The sequence below is a fragment of the Achromobacter pulmonis genome, assembly GCF_002885955.2.
GTDB classification, from domain to species: domain Bacteria; phylum Pseudomonadota; class Gammaproteobacteria; order Burkholderiales; family Burkholderiaceae_B; genus Achromobacter; species Achromobacter pulmonis_A.
Map to the genome: position 1 here is coordinate 640,333 of NZ_POQS01000001.1, position 13,429 is coordinate 653,761.

The 13,429-nt window shown below is 56.0% G+C and carries 14 protein-coding genes; 1 reads left to right on the top strand and 13 read right to left on the bottom strand.

The annotated features are described in order from the left end of the window. Window positions 1–92 precede the first annotated feature (92 nt). From C1I89_RS33950 to C1I89_RS02925, 6 genes are read right to left on the bottom strand one after another with little or no spacing between them, the layout of a single operon-like run. Complete coding sequence (locus tag C1I89_RS33950) at window positions 93–494, bottom strand: hypothetical protein (RefSeq protein WP_146196861.1); 402 nt, start codon at window positions 492–494, stop codon at window positions 93–95. Continuing rightward, on the bottom strand, window positions 494–1,999 hold the full coding sequence (locus C1I89_RS02905) for a capsular polysaccharide export protein, LipB/KpsS family (RefSeq protein ID WP_102771289.1): 1,506 nt from the start codon (window positions 1,997–1,999) through the stop codon (window positions 494–496). Before C1I89_RS02905 ends, C1I89_RS33950 begins: the two co-directional genes overlap by 1 nt. Beyond that, entirely contained in the window at window positions 1,996–3,123 is a 1,128-nt protein-coding gene (gene wecB, locus C1I89_RS02910; protein ID WP_102771290.1) for a non-hydrolyzing UDP-N-acetylglucosamine 2-epimerase, read from the bottom strand. Before wecB ends, C1I89_RS02905 begins: the two co-directional genes overlap by 4 nt. A 36-nt stretch (window positions 3,124–3,159) precedes the next feature. Continuing rightward, the gene (locus tag C1I89_RS02915; protein ID WP_102771291.1) at window positions 3,160–3,816 is read right to left on the bottom strand and encodes an ABC transporter ATP-binding protein; all 657 of its coding nucleotides are present in this window, start codon (window positions 3,814–3,816) and stop codon (window positions 3,160–3,162) included. A 5-nt stretch (window positions 3,817–3,821) separates the two neighbouring features. Next, a complete protein-coding gene (locus C1I89_RS02920; protein ID WP_102771292.1) occupies window positions 3,822–4,616 on the bottom strand; it encodes an ABC transporter permease in 795 nt (264 codons plus the stop codon). A gap of 9 nt (window positions 4,617–4,625) precedes the next feature. Next, complete coding sequence (locus C1I89_RS02925) at window positions 4,626–5,009, bottom strand: hypothetical protein (RefSeq protein WP_258231321.1); 384 nt, start codon at window positions 5,007–5,009, stop codon at window positions 4,626–4,628. Between the two features lie 187 nt (window positions 5,010–5,196). Here C1I89_RS02925 and C1I89_RS02930 point away from each other — a divergent pair, with 187 nt between their 5' ends. Next, complete coding sequence (locus C1I89_RS02930) at window positions 5,197–6,162, top strand: IS5 family transposase (RefSeq protein ID WP_102770808.1); 966 nt, start codon at window positions 5,197–5,199, stop codon at window positions 6,160–6,162. Window positions 6,163–6,308: 146 nt separating this feature from the next. Here C1I89_RS02930 and C1I89_RS02935 read toward each other — a convergent pair whose 3' ends face one another. The 7 genes from C1I89_RS02935 to C1I89_RS02965 form a co-directional block, all read right to left on the bottom strand. After that, the gene (locus C1I89_RS02935; protein WP_258231322.1) at window positions 6,309–6,815 is read right to left on the bottom strand and encodes a polysaccharide biosynthesis/export family protein; all 507 of its coding nucleotides are present in this window, start codon (window positions 6,813–6,815) and stop codon (window positions 6,309–6,311) included. 129 nt (window positions 6,816–6,944) lie between these two features. Then, window positions 6,945–8,051 (bottom strand): ABC transporter permease, encoded by a 1,107-nt coding sequence (locus C1I89_RS02940; RefSeq protein WP_102771294.1) that lies wholly within the window; start codon window positions 8,049–8,051, stop codon window positions 6,945–6,947. Between the two features lie 205 nt (window positions 8,052–8,256). Then, the gene (locus C1I89_RS02945) at window positions 8,257–9,867 is read right to left on the bottom strand and encodes an LTA synthase family protein (protein ID WP_102771295.1); all 1,611 of its coding nucleotides are present in this window, start codon (window positions 9,865–9,867) and stop codon (window positions 8,257–8,259) included. Beyond that, window positions 9,860–10,666 carry an SDR family NAD(P)-dependent oxidoreductase gene (locus C1I89_RS02950; RefSeq protein ID WP_102771296.1) on the bottom strand — a complete coding sequence of 269 codons (807 nt, stop codon included), beginning with the start codon at window positions 10,664–10,666 and terminating at the stop codon, window positions 9,860–9,862. The genes C1I89_RS02945 and C1I89_RS02950 overlap by 8 nt, the downstream gene beginning before the upstream one ends. Next, window positions 10,659–11,732, bottom strand: coding sequence for a phytanoyl-CoA dioxygenase family protein (locus C1I89_RS02955; RefSeq protein ID WP_258231323.1), 1,074 nt, complete (start codon window positions 11,730–11,732; stop codon window positions 10,659–10,661). The genes C1I89_RS02950 and C1I89_RS02955 overlap by 8 nt, the downstream gene beginning before the upstream one ends. Window positions 11,733–11,834: 102 nt before the next feature. Further along, window positions 11,835–12,335 carry a Dps family protein gene (locus C1I89_RS02960; RefSeq protein WP_102771297.1) on the bottom strand — a complete coding sequence of 167 codons (501 nt, stop codon included), beginning with the start codon at window positions 12,333–12,335 and terminating at the stop codon, window positions 11,835–11,837. 117 nt (window positions 12,336–12,452) lie between these two features. Further along, the gene (locus C1I89_RS02965; RefSeq protein WP_102771298.1) at window positions 12,453–13,403 is read right to left on the bottom strand and encodes a LysR substrate-binding domain-containing protein; all 951 of its coding nucleotides are present in this window, start codon (window positions 13,401–13,403) and stop codon (window positions 12,453–12,455) included. Between the last annotated feature and the right edge of the window lie 26 nt (window positions 13,404–13,429).

A 13,429-nucleotide genomic window follows, 5' to 3' on the forward strand; every position in this document is an offset into this window, starting at 1 on the left:
CCAACAGGCCCGAAAACGGGCCTGATCGGGGTGCAAACAACCCGAAAGTGGCGATGATTTGAGCAGTTTTTAACCATTTTTGAATACTTTGGTCATGAGGTCGATTTTTGGATGTTTGAAATCGAGTTCTTCAGACCTTCCCTAGTTCCCAATTCGGGCAGAATCCAGTGCACTTGACGGGCATGCTTCAACTTTTCAAGTCCACCATCCCCCCCAAGAAGAACAACGAATTCGGCCTCTGCTATAACGCGAAACCAATCGGCCCAGTTCTTCCGCCCATCCAAGATCAAGCCGTACTTACGTACCGAACTCTTTGCGAGCCGTTTCGCTACGTAATCCGTAATATTGGTAAGTATCGGAAACTTTGACGAATCCAGATCTGAAAAGGAACTAGTAACCTTGAAGCTACTCGCAATCTCAGGAAAGAACAGCGGAAATAAGGGAGACTCATAGTCCGCTGAAAAGGCGTTGTCAACAAAAATCGTACCGAGCATCACAGAACCTTTCTACCAATGAATCGCAAAATGGCGTGTTTACTGTCCAGGCAATAGCCCCGTGGATCTCTCTTAAACTTTTCCCACAGCCTCTTCGTCTTCCTATGGGAACCACTTGTACCTACATGTCTTGCAGAAACTGGGAGCTTCTTCAACACGATATCGTGAGACGATGCATCCGGATTCGGAGCCTTGATATTCTGTTCAACTTGTATTTCGGGATCAGCCGTTACAGCCTCCCTTCGCTTCTTCAATTCCAAGGATCCAAATATCCCTTTTATTTTGCCCGCTTCGCCCACCCCAATCAAATGTGAAAATGCAGCACTAAGAAAACTGACATAGCCACTGAGCGTCTTCTCCGAAAACTCAGCCGACTCGATAGCTTTTCCAATATCCGAGATATCATCAAGATCCATAGTGAAACCCCGGCCGCCATAAAACGCACCTCCAAAGCAGATAAGAGGCTTGGCATGTCCTACAGCCTCCAACCCAGCTTGAGAGTTCAAGGTTATGGCATATTTGCAGCCGGAAATGAGGCCTGGAAGCGAGTAGTCTTCCACGATATGCAGGCGAGCTCGATACGTGCTATCCAACATCTCGCGGTATTCTTTTAATGCATCGAATGTACTAACGGATGCATCCTTATTTTTCTTCCGCTCGTAGGGATGAACCTTCACCACTACGGGATCTTTGGAGCACTGCAAAATTTCACTGATTACTTTCTTGTAGAATCCGATTGAATTTTTCCACTTGTTGTTTGATGAAAAAATAGAAAAATCGTTTGGCACTTGGGCAAGAATTAGGGCGTACCCTCGCAGCCGATAGGAAGCATATGCAGGCTGCGACACATTCTTGTTCTTCTGGGAATATATCTTTCGCCATGCGGACGAGTATCGTTGAGATTTTCCACCATTTATCGCGTCAGTAAACCGGCGGCTTCTCAGAAAACTTGCATTGGGAATAGATGTGTAGCGAGGCTCTAGATAGAAATCGTTCCCGGTAAAAAAATGTTCCGCAACAAATCCGGGAACGCCCCTCTGCTTCGCCACGGCGAGAAAAATTTTGGAGTATATAAGGTTGCCGCCAAAAGTGATCGCAGCAACGGGCTTAACGGAAGCAAACACGCTATCCCAGTAGTCTACCCAATAGCACGCAGCAGCACGACAATTCCGAATTTCCGCGCTAAATCTATCCTGCATGAACTGATAAAGCTCCTCTTCGGACTGTTTCTCCGACAAGGCCCAATCAGGGTGCAAGGCGTACTTGCTATATAACTCATCCTTAACAGACTCGGAGATATCTATGCCTCGATATAGCGTTTGGTCCGACTCCGCCACCATTCGATGCGTGGGGCCGAATGTCGTGAAGTCGTAGACGCCCCAAGCCGTCTTTAAATCCCCATTTGCTTCATCATATGTGTGCTCAACGCCCTCGCCCTCCAAAAAGTCAAAAAGCGCGGGAAAATTGGCTCTTTTGAAATTTGACTTATCTGAAAAAATAATCACGACATATCTCTCAAAAAGCTTTCAACAATTTTCTTTGATGCAGTACCATCGCCATACGGGTTTTTCGCATCTGCCATAGCTCTGTACATTTGCGAATCATCTAACAGCGCATTAACCGACTCGACGATATGAGTCGTATCGCATCCAATGAGACGTACAGTTCCAGCAGCAAGCGCTTCTGGCCTTTCCGTGGTGTCCCGCAGCACTAGCACTGGCTTCCCCAGCGAAGGCGCTTCCTCTTGAATACCGCCAGAGTCCGACAGTATCAAATACGATGCTTTCATCAGATAAATGAAGTCCAAATACTCCTGCGGTGCAATGAGGTGCACATTTTCAATACCCTTCAGCCGAGTATTGAAGGCACCTTGCACAGAGGGGTTTAGATGAACTGGGCAAATAAACTCCACATCCTTTCTCTGCACCGCAACATGCTTAATTGCTTCGCATATATTTGCTATATTGGGGCCGTGATTCTCACGGCGATGTACCGTGACCAGAATTTTCTTGCTGTCGCTCTTCAGAAAGGAAAACTTCTGGCTCAACCGATGCATCAAATTACTATCGTCACCGATCCGGTTCGAGATGAGCAGCAGCGCATCAATCACCGTGTTTCCCGTGACGATCACAGTGTTCGGCACAATCGATTCGTCAAGAAGATTCTGCTGGGATTCGGTCGTGGGAGCGAAATGCCGAGCGGTCAGTACGGAAGCGAGCCTCCGATTTGCCTCCTCGGGCCAGGGTGAATTTATATCGCCCGTGCGCAATCCTGCTTCTACATGAGCGACTTTGATTCGCTTATAGAAGCATGCAAGCGAAGCGGCAAAAGTCGTCGTAGTATCGCCGTGAACAAGGACCCAGTCCGGAGCATAGTCTTCCAGAACGGCTGGCATGCCGTTCAATATTGCCGTAGTGATATCCGAAAGGCTTTGCCCCACTTTCATCAGGTTAAGATCATAGTCCGGATGAATATCAAATATAGTCAGAACTTGATCCAGCATTTCACGATGCTGAGCGGTAACGCAAACCCGTAGTTCGATTTGTGGGGCCGCCTTACGGAACTCGAGTACCAATGGGGCCATCTTTATGGCTTCGGGCCGCGTACCAAACACTACCAGCACTTTCACGTTTCAATTTCCAGAAATTATAGAAAACACACAGATTCACTCGGCCGAATAAGCTGCGATACCTTCTTCCACATCATCGTAGGCGATCAACTTGCCGCCTTTCAACAATAAAACCATATCGCACAGTGACCTCACTTGACTCATCCCATGAGTAACCAGCAATACATGAGCTCGGCCGATCCTCTGTTCAAATGCCTCCGTAGCTTTACGCTTGAAATGAGCGTCTCCAACGGACATCGCCTCGTCCACCAAGTAATAATCAAAATCAAAAGCCAGACTAAGACCGAAGGCGACTCTTCCCCTCATCCCGGATGAATATGTATTGACCGGCTGATCGAAATAGTCCCCGATATCGGCAAACTCTTGAACATAGCGCACAACCTGCGCCATACGCTCGCCCTCTGCTCCATAAACCCGCGCAACGAACTTGACGTTTTGCCGTCCGCTTAGTGATCCTTGAAATCCACCACTAAGCCCCACAGGCCAGGAAATTGATTTATCCGTGATTATCTTGCCTTTGTCCGGTGCATCTTGGCCTCCCAGCAGGCGCATCAGCGTAGACTTTCCGGCACCGTTCTTTCCGATAATCGCGACGCTTTTCCCTGACGGGATCTCCGCATTAAGATCCCTGAATACGTATTTCCTACCCTGATTCGTGCGATAGGATTTGGTAACGGATATCAGCTTGATCATAATATCTAAATGGCGATCAGCTGCTGGCGGCGGGCACGGTACAGCATTATTCCAAGGAACATCACAATCAATGCAACATCTGCGGCGTAAAGAAAATCAACCCCTTTTACATGAGGATAATATTCAAACGTGGCCTCTCGTATGCCGTCAATTATGTGTACGTATGGGTTCCACCAAAGGTATTCCCGCATCGTGGGGGGAACCGCCCACAACGGCATGACGACTCCTGATAGAAAATACAAGGGCATATAAGCGATCTTTATGAAGTTTTTTAATTCCGGCATCGCTTCCCCAATTACACAAAATATTAGAGCCAGACCGAATGATAGCGAGATTCCCAACAACACCATCGCCATGAACATAATCGGACGAGAAATTGATACATCCCGCTCCCCCCAAAAGCCTAAGGCAGCCATGATCACGACATAAACACAGATCATCAGAGCGGTCTCAGTTATGGTCCTCGCTAGAATCGTGTCTATTGGCTTTATTTGACGATACGCGAATAGGGCCTTGTTTGCATTAATTGCCTCCATTCCCTTCAATGTTATGTTTTTGAACATTAAAAAAGGGATAATCCCCGTTACCAGAAAAACCAATATATCAGGCCCTGCGCCAATCCTCCCCACGCCTCGAATCAGGGAGAACATGGCGAGAAGAACGATAATGTGGGCAAGCGGTTCAAAAACAAACCAGAATGCGCCAAGGCGATTAATGCCAAATCGCCCCCGCACTTCACGAAGTACGAGAGCAAACAATACTGCTCGAATGATACCGATGGGCGACCGCTTGGCTTGCATAATTCTTGATTAGAAATTCTCTATCGTTCGACCCAGCACCAGAACCTGAACAATGGGCGATATGATTTTCTGCCACTCGTATACCGCAGCATTTGTCACATAAACGGCGTCCTCCGGATGAACCAGAAACTGTCGCGCGAGAAACATGGCGGCGGGCTGCTTCAAATCAAGCCGAAACACTTTGGCTGCGGATTTCAGCTCGCCTGTAATGGCGTCTTTTTCGTCAACGAGCCGAAAGACAAATACGCCAGCCGCGTCCGCTTTGACTTCGTTCAGTCCCTTGACAGTCCCTAGAACCTCTAGCAAGCTAGGGTTGTTTGACGGCAAGTCGTGCAAACCGGGAGCACCCACTGCCCCCATGGCGACAAATCGTTTCCTGGCCCGTTCAAGCACTACCTCCGCACCAGGAGGCAAAACTTGGTTTCGTCCCGACAGCAAATCTTCATAGTTGAATTGGAATGACTTGTTGCCAGTGCGAACGACCACCCTAATAAGATGTGGCTCTAGGGAACCTCTGAACAAGTCCAACGAACCTGTCAGAATATAAGTTATTGAAAACAGTCCGATCCGAGTGAACCCGATGAGCCAGTTGAGTTTTTCCGAAGCCGAGTACGTTGGCAAACGCAAGAAAACGCGCCGTGAGAAGTTTCTGGCCAAGATGGAGCGTGCGGTGCCGTGGAAGCTCTTTGCCGATCTGGTCGATCCGCATTACCCCAAACCGGGCATCGGTCGTCCACCGTATCCGCTGGAAACGATGCTGCGCATCTACTTCATGCAACTGTGGTTTTCGCTGTCGGACCCGGCCATGGAAGAGACGCTGTACGACAGCTTTTCGATGCGCCAGTTTGCCAAACTGCCTGGAGGTCGTGTGCCGGACGAGACCACCATTTTGAACTTCCGTCATCTGCTCGAGCAGCACAACATTGCCGACCAAGCGCTTGAGGCGGTCAACCTGCTGTTGCAGGATCAAGGCATTCAGGTGCGCAAAGGCACCATTGTGGACGCCACAATTATCGATGCACCCAGCTCGACCAAGAACGCCAGCGGCACGCGGGACCCCGAGATGCATCAGACCAAAAAGGGAAACCAGTGGCACTTTGGGATGAAGGCCCACATTGGGGTTGATCTTCACAGCGGGCTGGTCCACACGGTGGTGGGCACCGCTGCCAATGAGCATGATGTTACTCAGGCGGCTGCGTTGCTGCATGGTGAAGAAACGTTGGCTTTTGGCGATGCCGGTTATCAAGGCGTAGACAAACGACCCGAGCACCAAGGGCGTGACGTAACCTGGCACATTGCCATGCGCCCCGGCAAACGGCGCGCCTTGGGTAACAGCGCAATTGATCGTTTGACGCAAAACATTGAGCGGGCCAAATCCAGTCTTCGAGCCAAGGTTGAGCATCCGTTTCGTGTCATCAAATGCCAATTCGGGTTTCGTAAAGTCAGATTCCGTGGACTGGCCAAGAACACTGCGCATTTGAAAATGTTGTTTACGCTGTCCAATATCTGGATGGCACGCCGCCCGTTGACGGCGGTGGCAGGGTAAGTGCGCCCAAAAAGCGCCAACAGGCCCGAAAACGGGCCTGATCGGGGTGCAAACAACCCGAAAGTGGCGATGATTTGAGCAGTTTTTAACCATTTTTGAATACTTTGGTCATGAGGTCGATTTTTGGATGTTTGAAATCGAGTTCTTCAGACCTTCCCTAGAACCGGCCCTCCCGCACGATTGATCGCATCCAGCAGAGTAAGGGGTCCTTGCAGTGCGGAAAATCTGCCGGGAGTCTTGACCGCGCCAACTACCAAAACGGAACCGGACAAATCCCCAGTCAGCGTGACCTGTACCTGCGCATCGCTAGTGATTCCTTTCAATCTTTTCCGTATCGATGCTTCAACCTCTCCAGGGGTCATGTTTGATACTTTTGCTCGCCCGACATACGGAAGAGAGATAGTGCCTTTGCTATCGATACGCTGATTGTCAAAGACAGTTCCGCCAACCGACAATGGAGCAAATATCGCTCCATCTGTGGCCGTATCGGCGATCATAATGCGCAAAACATCGCCTGGCACCAGACGTATTTCCGGAACATCGGGCAACGCCACCGAACTGCTTAACTCCGGTTCTGGTGGCCTCATGTAGGGAGCAATTGTCTGAGCGGTCAAATCCACCAGAATATAGTCTTGCGTGGCGTCACTGTTCATCACGGCAAATCGCGAAGGTCCAGCCGACGACAATAGGCTGCCGCAACCGGCCAATACCAGTGGTAAACATATGGTTGACGCTCGCAAAGTGAAGCGAATTGATTTAACAGTCATATTCTGGTTGAATAATTAATCTTTATGATCTTCGATGGTCGCAATTACGAATCTGGCGATCCCATAAAAGAGTAGCGTTGCAATAAACAAAGTGATCAGGTTATAAATTCGTTCCGGATAGGTAGCTTTATCCGGCATATTCGGAGAAACGACGGTAACTAGACTGCGCAACTTTTTGCTCGCTTCGATACGCGATGACTCAACCGAACTCACTGCGAATTTGTAAGCCTCTTCAGCAATCGCGGCATCTATGGTTAGATTCCGGTAGCGAGACGCTACAACGTTGAGCTTATCGCCGCCTTTTTCAGATACCAGCCGTTGGATTTCTGCATTCAGTTGCTGCTCAAGCGCGCGAATTCGATTTCTCTGTTGCCGAACCTGTGGCGTATCCGCATTCAAAGTTCCCGTCAAGCCCTTCAAAGCGGTTCGTTCTTTTGTCAGATTGGCTTCAAGTTCGGCAATTATCTCAGCGCGCGCTTTCGCACTGGCCTCCGCGTCAAGCAAGTTATTCTTGCTCTGAAATGCGAGCATGTCTTCACGGCGTTCTTCGTACACAGCCCGGGCCTTCGCCAGTTCGCTCTGGGCAAATGCCATTTGTTCTCGAGCCATTCGATGAGACAGCTCGTTCACAAAGCGTTCGCTTTCACGCAGCATTACTCTGAGCGTTTCCTCTGCGAACTCAGGATCAAATGCCTGAACGGTGACGTTGAGAAGACCGGTTTGGTCATCGAAATGTGTCGTCACTACACGCTGATAGTATTCAAGCAGCTCTTCTTGAGGAGCATCGCTCGGAAGCAGATATAGCGGATCTCGCCATCTTCCCTCGTAGTGTTTAGCCCAGTTGATCTTCTCTTGAAGAACATTAAGCATGTCCTGCGATGTCAGGAATACTCGCAGATAGAGCGTTTCTTCCCTGGACGTGGGGTTCAGTCCGCTAAGCATCACAGCCAATCCGGGCATTTGGGGAGTTTCGTTGTTTCCCACTTGGCGAACTGCCACCTGAGCCGTACTAACGTAACGATCAAGGGCGAAGAAACTGTAGTACAACACCGCCAAAATCATCGGAATACCGACGAGCCAAAGCGCAAGCTGTTTTGACTTCAATTTTTCGAAATTCATCATTATTTGTTGGAGCGCTACTAAATACGACTACTTGCTACTAATATGTTGCGGTTTTTTTACTATGGAAATCTGCAGGCTTGGCGCACGAATTGTACCCAGATTGCACATAGGATCCGTTACATGGCGAGCCGCTTATTATGCATATTGCGTCTATATGAGACTAAATATTTCATCATATGTAATTTCCTTGTACTAGGTGGCCGATTTATGCGTCCTCGCCGTGCAGCGTCGTGACCGATTTCAGATTAGCCCACGCAAGCTCGGTTATGCCGTAGTCCGGTTGTGGTCGTCCAATGTCATCATTGCGGCCTGAACTCCACAGCAGATATGGTGTCGCTCCATCTGATGCCCCGCATTTCCGATACACCCCCGGCATGATCGGCACATGATCCCCAAAGATGCATAACGAAGCCGGCCTGTTCCGTCCCATCAGCACCTCCCTCACCCTCCCAAACATCGCATCCGCATTGCGCAGATGCCGTGCATAGGCCACCAGGTCCCGGCAGCCGTCCGGCATCCGTCCCTTGAACACGTCCGCCACATCCGCCTCATCCACGCTCTCCCAATGCAGCGGACCATGGTTCTCCATGGTGATCACGTGCAGATACAAGGGTTGGTCTGATTCCTGTTGCAGCATGTGAGCGATGTAATCGCCCAGCGCCCTGTCCCCCACGTAGGGGCCGTCCCGTCTGGCGTGCTGGAAGGCTTCGATGCCGATGAATTCGTCGAATCCCAGCAGCGGCAGGACTTTGTCCCTCCGGTAGAAACTGCGGTGGTACGGATGGACGCAGACGGTGCGGTAGCCCAGCGATTTGAGGTATGACGCGATCGTGGGAAAGCCCTGGCCGGCCAGTCTGCGGTAGGGGTTGTATTGGTGGATGCCCAGTTCGTCCGGCCCCATGCCCGACAGGAAGGCGAATTCGGTGCGTACGGTGTTGGCGCCCCAGGCCGGGACTTTCAATTGGCCGTGGGCGATGGCTTCGGATTTGAGCTGGTCGAAGTTGGCCAGGATGTCTTCGCGCAGGATCTGGGGATAGGCGCGGCGGGCGTCGAAGAAGGACTCGCTCTGGATGACGACGAGGTCGGGCAGCGGGTCCGGCAGGACGTCCGGGGGTTTGGCGTTGGCGAACGGGGCGCGGCTGCGCAGGTCTGCGGTGGGCTGGCGTTCGGCGCGGCCGTAGGCCCAGAGGGCCGCGATCAGGCCCAGGCGGCGCAGGTCGTTGCAGGCGTCGAAGCTGACGGGGTTACGCCTGCCGGCAAGCATGGCCAGGGCCAGGCCGGCGATGGCCAACGCGGCGGTGTGGGCGAAGAACGGGATGAGCGGCGCGGTGGGATCGAACAGGTGTTCCTGGGGCAGTTCGGCGAACGATACCAGCCACAGGCCGGCGCCCGCGGTGACGGAGTCTTCCAGCGCCAATCCGGCCCACAGGGCGGCGCCGTACCCTCCTCCGGCGGCCAACGCCCGCGCCAGGCCGAAGAACGGCAAATACAGGCGGGGATGCTTGATGGCGTCGGTGAAGTATTCGAAGTCGGGGTAGACGAAGGGTTCGCGCAGCGCGTGGTATTTGGCGTTGTTGACCAGGACGATGAGGAGCTGGATGGCCAGGACGTTGGCGACGGCGAAGTACGGGCGCCGGAACAGGGCGAGTTCGAGCGCGAAGGCCAGGGTCCAGACGCCGAGGTGCGCGCCCAGCGCGGCCGCGGGCCGGCGCCACGGGGCGACGGGGCGCGGCACGAGCAGAGTTTCGATGGCCCAGGTGAGCGCCAGTCCTATCAGGTAAGGCGGCAGCAGCGGGATCCAGAAGGCTTCAATCACCGTAGCCCAACCTTTTCAGTATCCAGCCGGATACCGCGGGGTGGATGACGGAGAGCAGGAAGCATCCCAGGTTCAGCGGGAAGGGAAAGCTGATGCGGGCGCGGTTGGCCTGCAGGCCGCGGCGGATGACGCGGGCGGCTTTGTCGGCTTTCCAGAGGAAAGGCTTGGGGCCCGGCATGTCGAAGCACATCTGGGATTCGACGTACCCGGGCATGACGACGTTGAAGCGGATGCCCTCGGCGTCCAGGGCGTCGCGCATGGCTTCGCCGTAGGCTTTGACGGCGGCTTTGCTGGCGCTGTAGCTGGGGGTTTCGGGCAGGCCGCGCCAGGCCGCCAGCGAGCTGATGAGGGCGATCTGACCGTGGCCGCGCCTGCGCATGGCGGGCAGCGCGCCGTGCACGGTGGCGAATACGGCTTTGACGTTGACGTCGAGCAGGCGGTGCACGTCGCGCCACTGTTCGCCTTGCTGCTGCGGGCCGGTGTTGATGTTGACGCCGGCGTTGGCGATGACGAGTTCGGGCATTTCGGCTTCGCACACGTCGGCCAGCCAGGCCATCAGCGCGTCATGGTCGCGCACGTCGAGTTCGTGGGTCAGGACGCGCGCGCCCAGCGCCTGGCAGGCGGCGCGCAGTTCCTGCAGGCGGTCGGCGTTGCGCCCCTGCAGGATCAGGGTCTTGGCGCCGGCGGAGGCGTACTCGAGCGCCAGGGCGCCGCCTATGCCGCCGGTGGCGCCGGTGATCAGGACGCAGCGGGGGAAACCGGGTTCGCGGGTTTCGGCACGGGGGTGGACGCTATTCATGGCCAGTATCGGTAGGCGCGACGCGGCGCCACGGGTTGCGGCGCAGGCCCAGGGCTTCGCCCAGGTCGCGGGCGCGCCAGTAGAGCGGCACGGTCCTGCCCTTCAGGCCGGGCAGGCCCTGAAGGTCCCAGCCGGTCCAGGGCAGGAAGGGGTTGCGGCGGCCGTAGCCCCAGATTTCGATGCGGGTGGACGGTTGGCGGCTTGCGCCGCGGGCGTGGAAGCCGGAGGTGTCGGCGACCACCAGGGTGTTTTTCTTGACGGCGAAGACCCGCGGCTCGGGGTAGCCCATGCGGCGCAGCGCGGTGCGCGAGACGCGCAGCGAGCCGCGTGCGCTCATGCGGTCGAGCGTGCAGGCGTCGATGGACTGGCGGCGCAGCCAGGCGAGCCTGCGGCGGTTGATGCGGTGCGAGCCGGGCACGTAGACGAAAGGCCCCTCTTCCGCGCCCACGTCGTTCAGGAACAGCCAGGCTTTCACGGTGGGATGGAAGGTGTCGGAATGCAGCTGCAGCTGCGGGTCCGCAGGCGCCGGGCGCGCGTGCGCCAGGATGGTCTGCAGGTAGTTCATGGGATGGCAGCGGAACGACCCGGCGTAGCTGAGCAGCCCCAGCCATTGTTCGCCTTGCAGCAGCTGGCGCGTGGCCGGCATGTGTTTGAGCGCGCCGGCGTCCAGCGACATGCGGCGGGTGATGGCGTCGCCCTGCTCCATTTCGCGCACCTGGCCGGCGGCGCTGGCCAGTTCCCGTTCGACGGCGGCCAGGGTGGCCGCGGGCAGGAAATCGGGCTTGAGGATGAAGCCGTCGCGGTCGAAGTCGCTGCGGTCCTGTTCGTCCAGGAGGTGGGCCAGGCGTTTACGGCGACTGTCGGCCAGCCGCTGCGCCAGCCGCACGCGGGCGATGTGCAGGCCGGCGCGGTTCAGCCTGCGGCTGCCGAGGATGGGATTGTCTTTGAAGGATTTGGCTTCGGTCGCCAGCGCCAGCACCCACACCGGCGCGCAGAGCCAGCGCAGCCAGTGCGCGGCGGATGGGAAGGTGGCAGAAGGTGGCGTCTGGGGCGTTTTCTTTGGCACGTCGCATAGACATGGCCGCCTCTCGGCGGCCATTGTCGGGGTTCACAAAGATCCGGCCGTCGGTAAGGACGGCCGGCCATTGTAAGCGAATCGCACCAAATTTTATTGAAGCAGGCTGCGCAGCATCCATGCGTTCTTTTCATGCACGTCCAGGCGCTGGGTCAGCAGGTCGGCCGTGGGCTGGTCGTTGGCGGCGTCGGCCTTCTCGAAGGCGGCGCGCGCGGTCTTGGCGACGGATTCGTTGGCGGTGACCAGCAGGCGCACCATTTCCAGGGCCTCGGGCACGGCGTCCGGCTCGGAGATGGACGAGAGCTTGCTGAATTCGCGGTAGGTGCCGGGCGCGTAGTGGCCCAGTGCGCGGATGCGTTCGGCGATGCTGTCGAGCGCGTTCCACTCTTCGGTGTACTGGGTCATGAACATCAGGTGCAGCGTGTTGAACATGGGTCCCGTGACGTTCCAGTGGAAGTTGTGCGTCATCAGGTACAGCGTGTACGAGTCGGCCAGCAGTTTGGACAGTTCGCCTGCGACGGCGGCGCGGTCCTTGTCCGAGATACCGATGTTGATGCGCGGAACGCTGGAGGTCTTCTTGGGGGACTTGGCCATTGCTAACTCCTGTTGGTGAAATTGCAAAACAAGAATACCACTGCGGGGATGATGATTTGCGGCAAAGTTGAGCGCCGGCGCCGTCAGGCGCGGCAGGTGTTGACGATGCGCAAGCGATCAGTCCTGCATCGCCGCGACTTCGTCGGTCAGCATCCGGACGCCGGGCAGTTCGCAGGCGTAGACAGCCTGCGCCAGCGCCTCGATGGCGGCCAGCCTGGGGAAGCTGCGGCGCCAGGCCAGCACGATGCGGCGCTCGGGCACCTGGCCTTCGAACGGCAGGTAGCGCAAGAGGCTGTTGGCCGGCGGCTGCTCGGGCACGGCGGTCACGGGCAGGACGGTGACGCCGATGCCGGCGGCCACCATGTGGCGGATGGTTTCGAGGGAGGAGCCTTCGAAGGTGCGCTGGATTCCGTCGCTGGCGGCGGAGAAGCGCGAGAGTTCGGGGCAGACTTCCAGCACCTGGTCGCGGAAGCAGTGGCCGCTGCCCAGCAGCAGCATGGTCTGCTGCTTGAGGTCCTGCGCGTCGATGGCCTTGCGCCGCGCCAGTTCGTGGTCATTGGGCACGGCCACGACAAAGGGTTCGTCGTACAGGGGCTGCATGACGAGGCCGGCTTCGGGTAGCGGCAAGGCCATGATGGCACAGTCGATTTCACCCTGGCGCAGCAGTTCGACCAGCCGCACGGTGAAGTTCTCCTGCAGCAGCAGCGGCATCTGCGGGGTGCGCGCGATCTGCACCGGCACCAGCCTGGGCAGCAGGTACGGGCCGATGGTGTGGATGACGCCGACCCGTAGCGGGCCGGCCAGCGGGTCGTGGCCCTGGCGTGCGATTTCCTTGATGCTGGCGCTCTCTTCCAGCACTTTCTGCGCCTGGGCGACGATGCGCTGGCCGATGGGCGTGACGCCGACTTCGGCGCCGCCGCGTTCGAAGAGCGTGACACCCAGTTCGTCTTCGAGCTTGCGGATCGCGACCGAGAGCGTGGGCTGGCTGACGAAACAGGCCTCGGCCGCGCGGCCGAAGTGGCGCTCGCGCGCGACGGCGACGATGTATTTGAGTTCGGTGAGAGTCATGGTGGACTACGCCCCCGCGGGTTGTG

What these genes read in the sequence shown, in the direction of transcription:
- C1I89_RS33950 (WP_146196861.1), bottom strand. Translation starts at nt 494, where the DNA reads ATGCTCGGTACGATTTTTGTTGACAACGCCTTTTCAGCGGACTATGAG.
- C1I89_RS02915 (WP_102771291.1), bottom strand. Translation starts at nt 3,816, where the DNA reads ATGATCAAGCTGATATCCGTTACCAAATCCTATCGCACGAATCAGGGT.
- C1I89_RS02920 (WP_102771292.1), bottom strand. Translation starts at nt 4,616, where the DNA reads ATGCAAGCCAAGCGGTCGCCCATCGGTATCATTCGAGCAGTATTGTTT.
- C1I89_RS02930 (WP_102770808.1), top strand. Translation starts at nt 5,197, where the DNA reads ATGAGCCAGTTGAGTTTTTCCGAAGCCGAGTACGTTGGCAAACGCAAG.
- C1I89_RS02935 (WP_258231322.1), bottom strand. Translation starts at nt 6,815, where the DNA reads ATGAACAGTGACGCCACGCAAGACTATATTCTGGTGGATTTGACCGCT.
- C1I89_RS02940 (WP_102771294.1), bottom strand. Translation starts at nt 8,051, where the DNA reads ATGATGAATTTCGAAAAATTGAAGTCAAAACAGCTTGCGCTTTGGCTC.
- C1I89_RS02950 (WP_102771296.1), bottom strand. Translation starts at nt 10,666, where the DNA reads ATGAATAGCGTCCACCCCCGTGCCGAAACCCGCGAACCCGGTTTCCCC.
- C1I89_RS02960 (WP_102771297.1), bottom strand. Translation starts at nt 12,335, where the DNA reads ATGGCCAAGTCCCCCAAGAAGACCTCCAGCGTTCCGCGCATCAACATC.
- C1I89_RS02965 (WP_102771298.1), bottom strand. Translation starts at nt 13,403, where the DNA reads ATGACTCTCACCGAACTCAAATACATCGTCGCCGTCGCGCGCGAGCGC.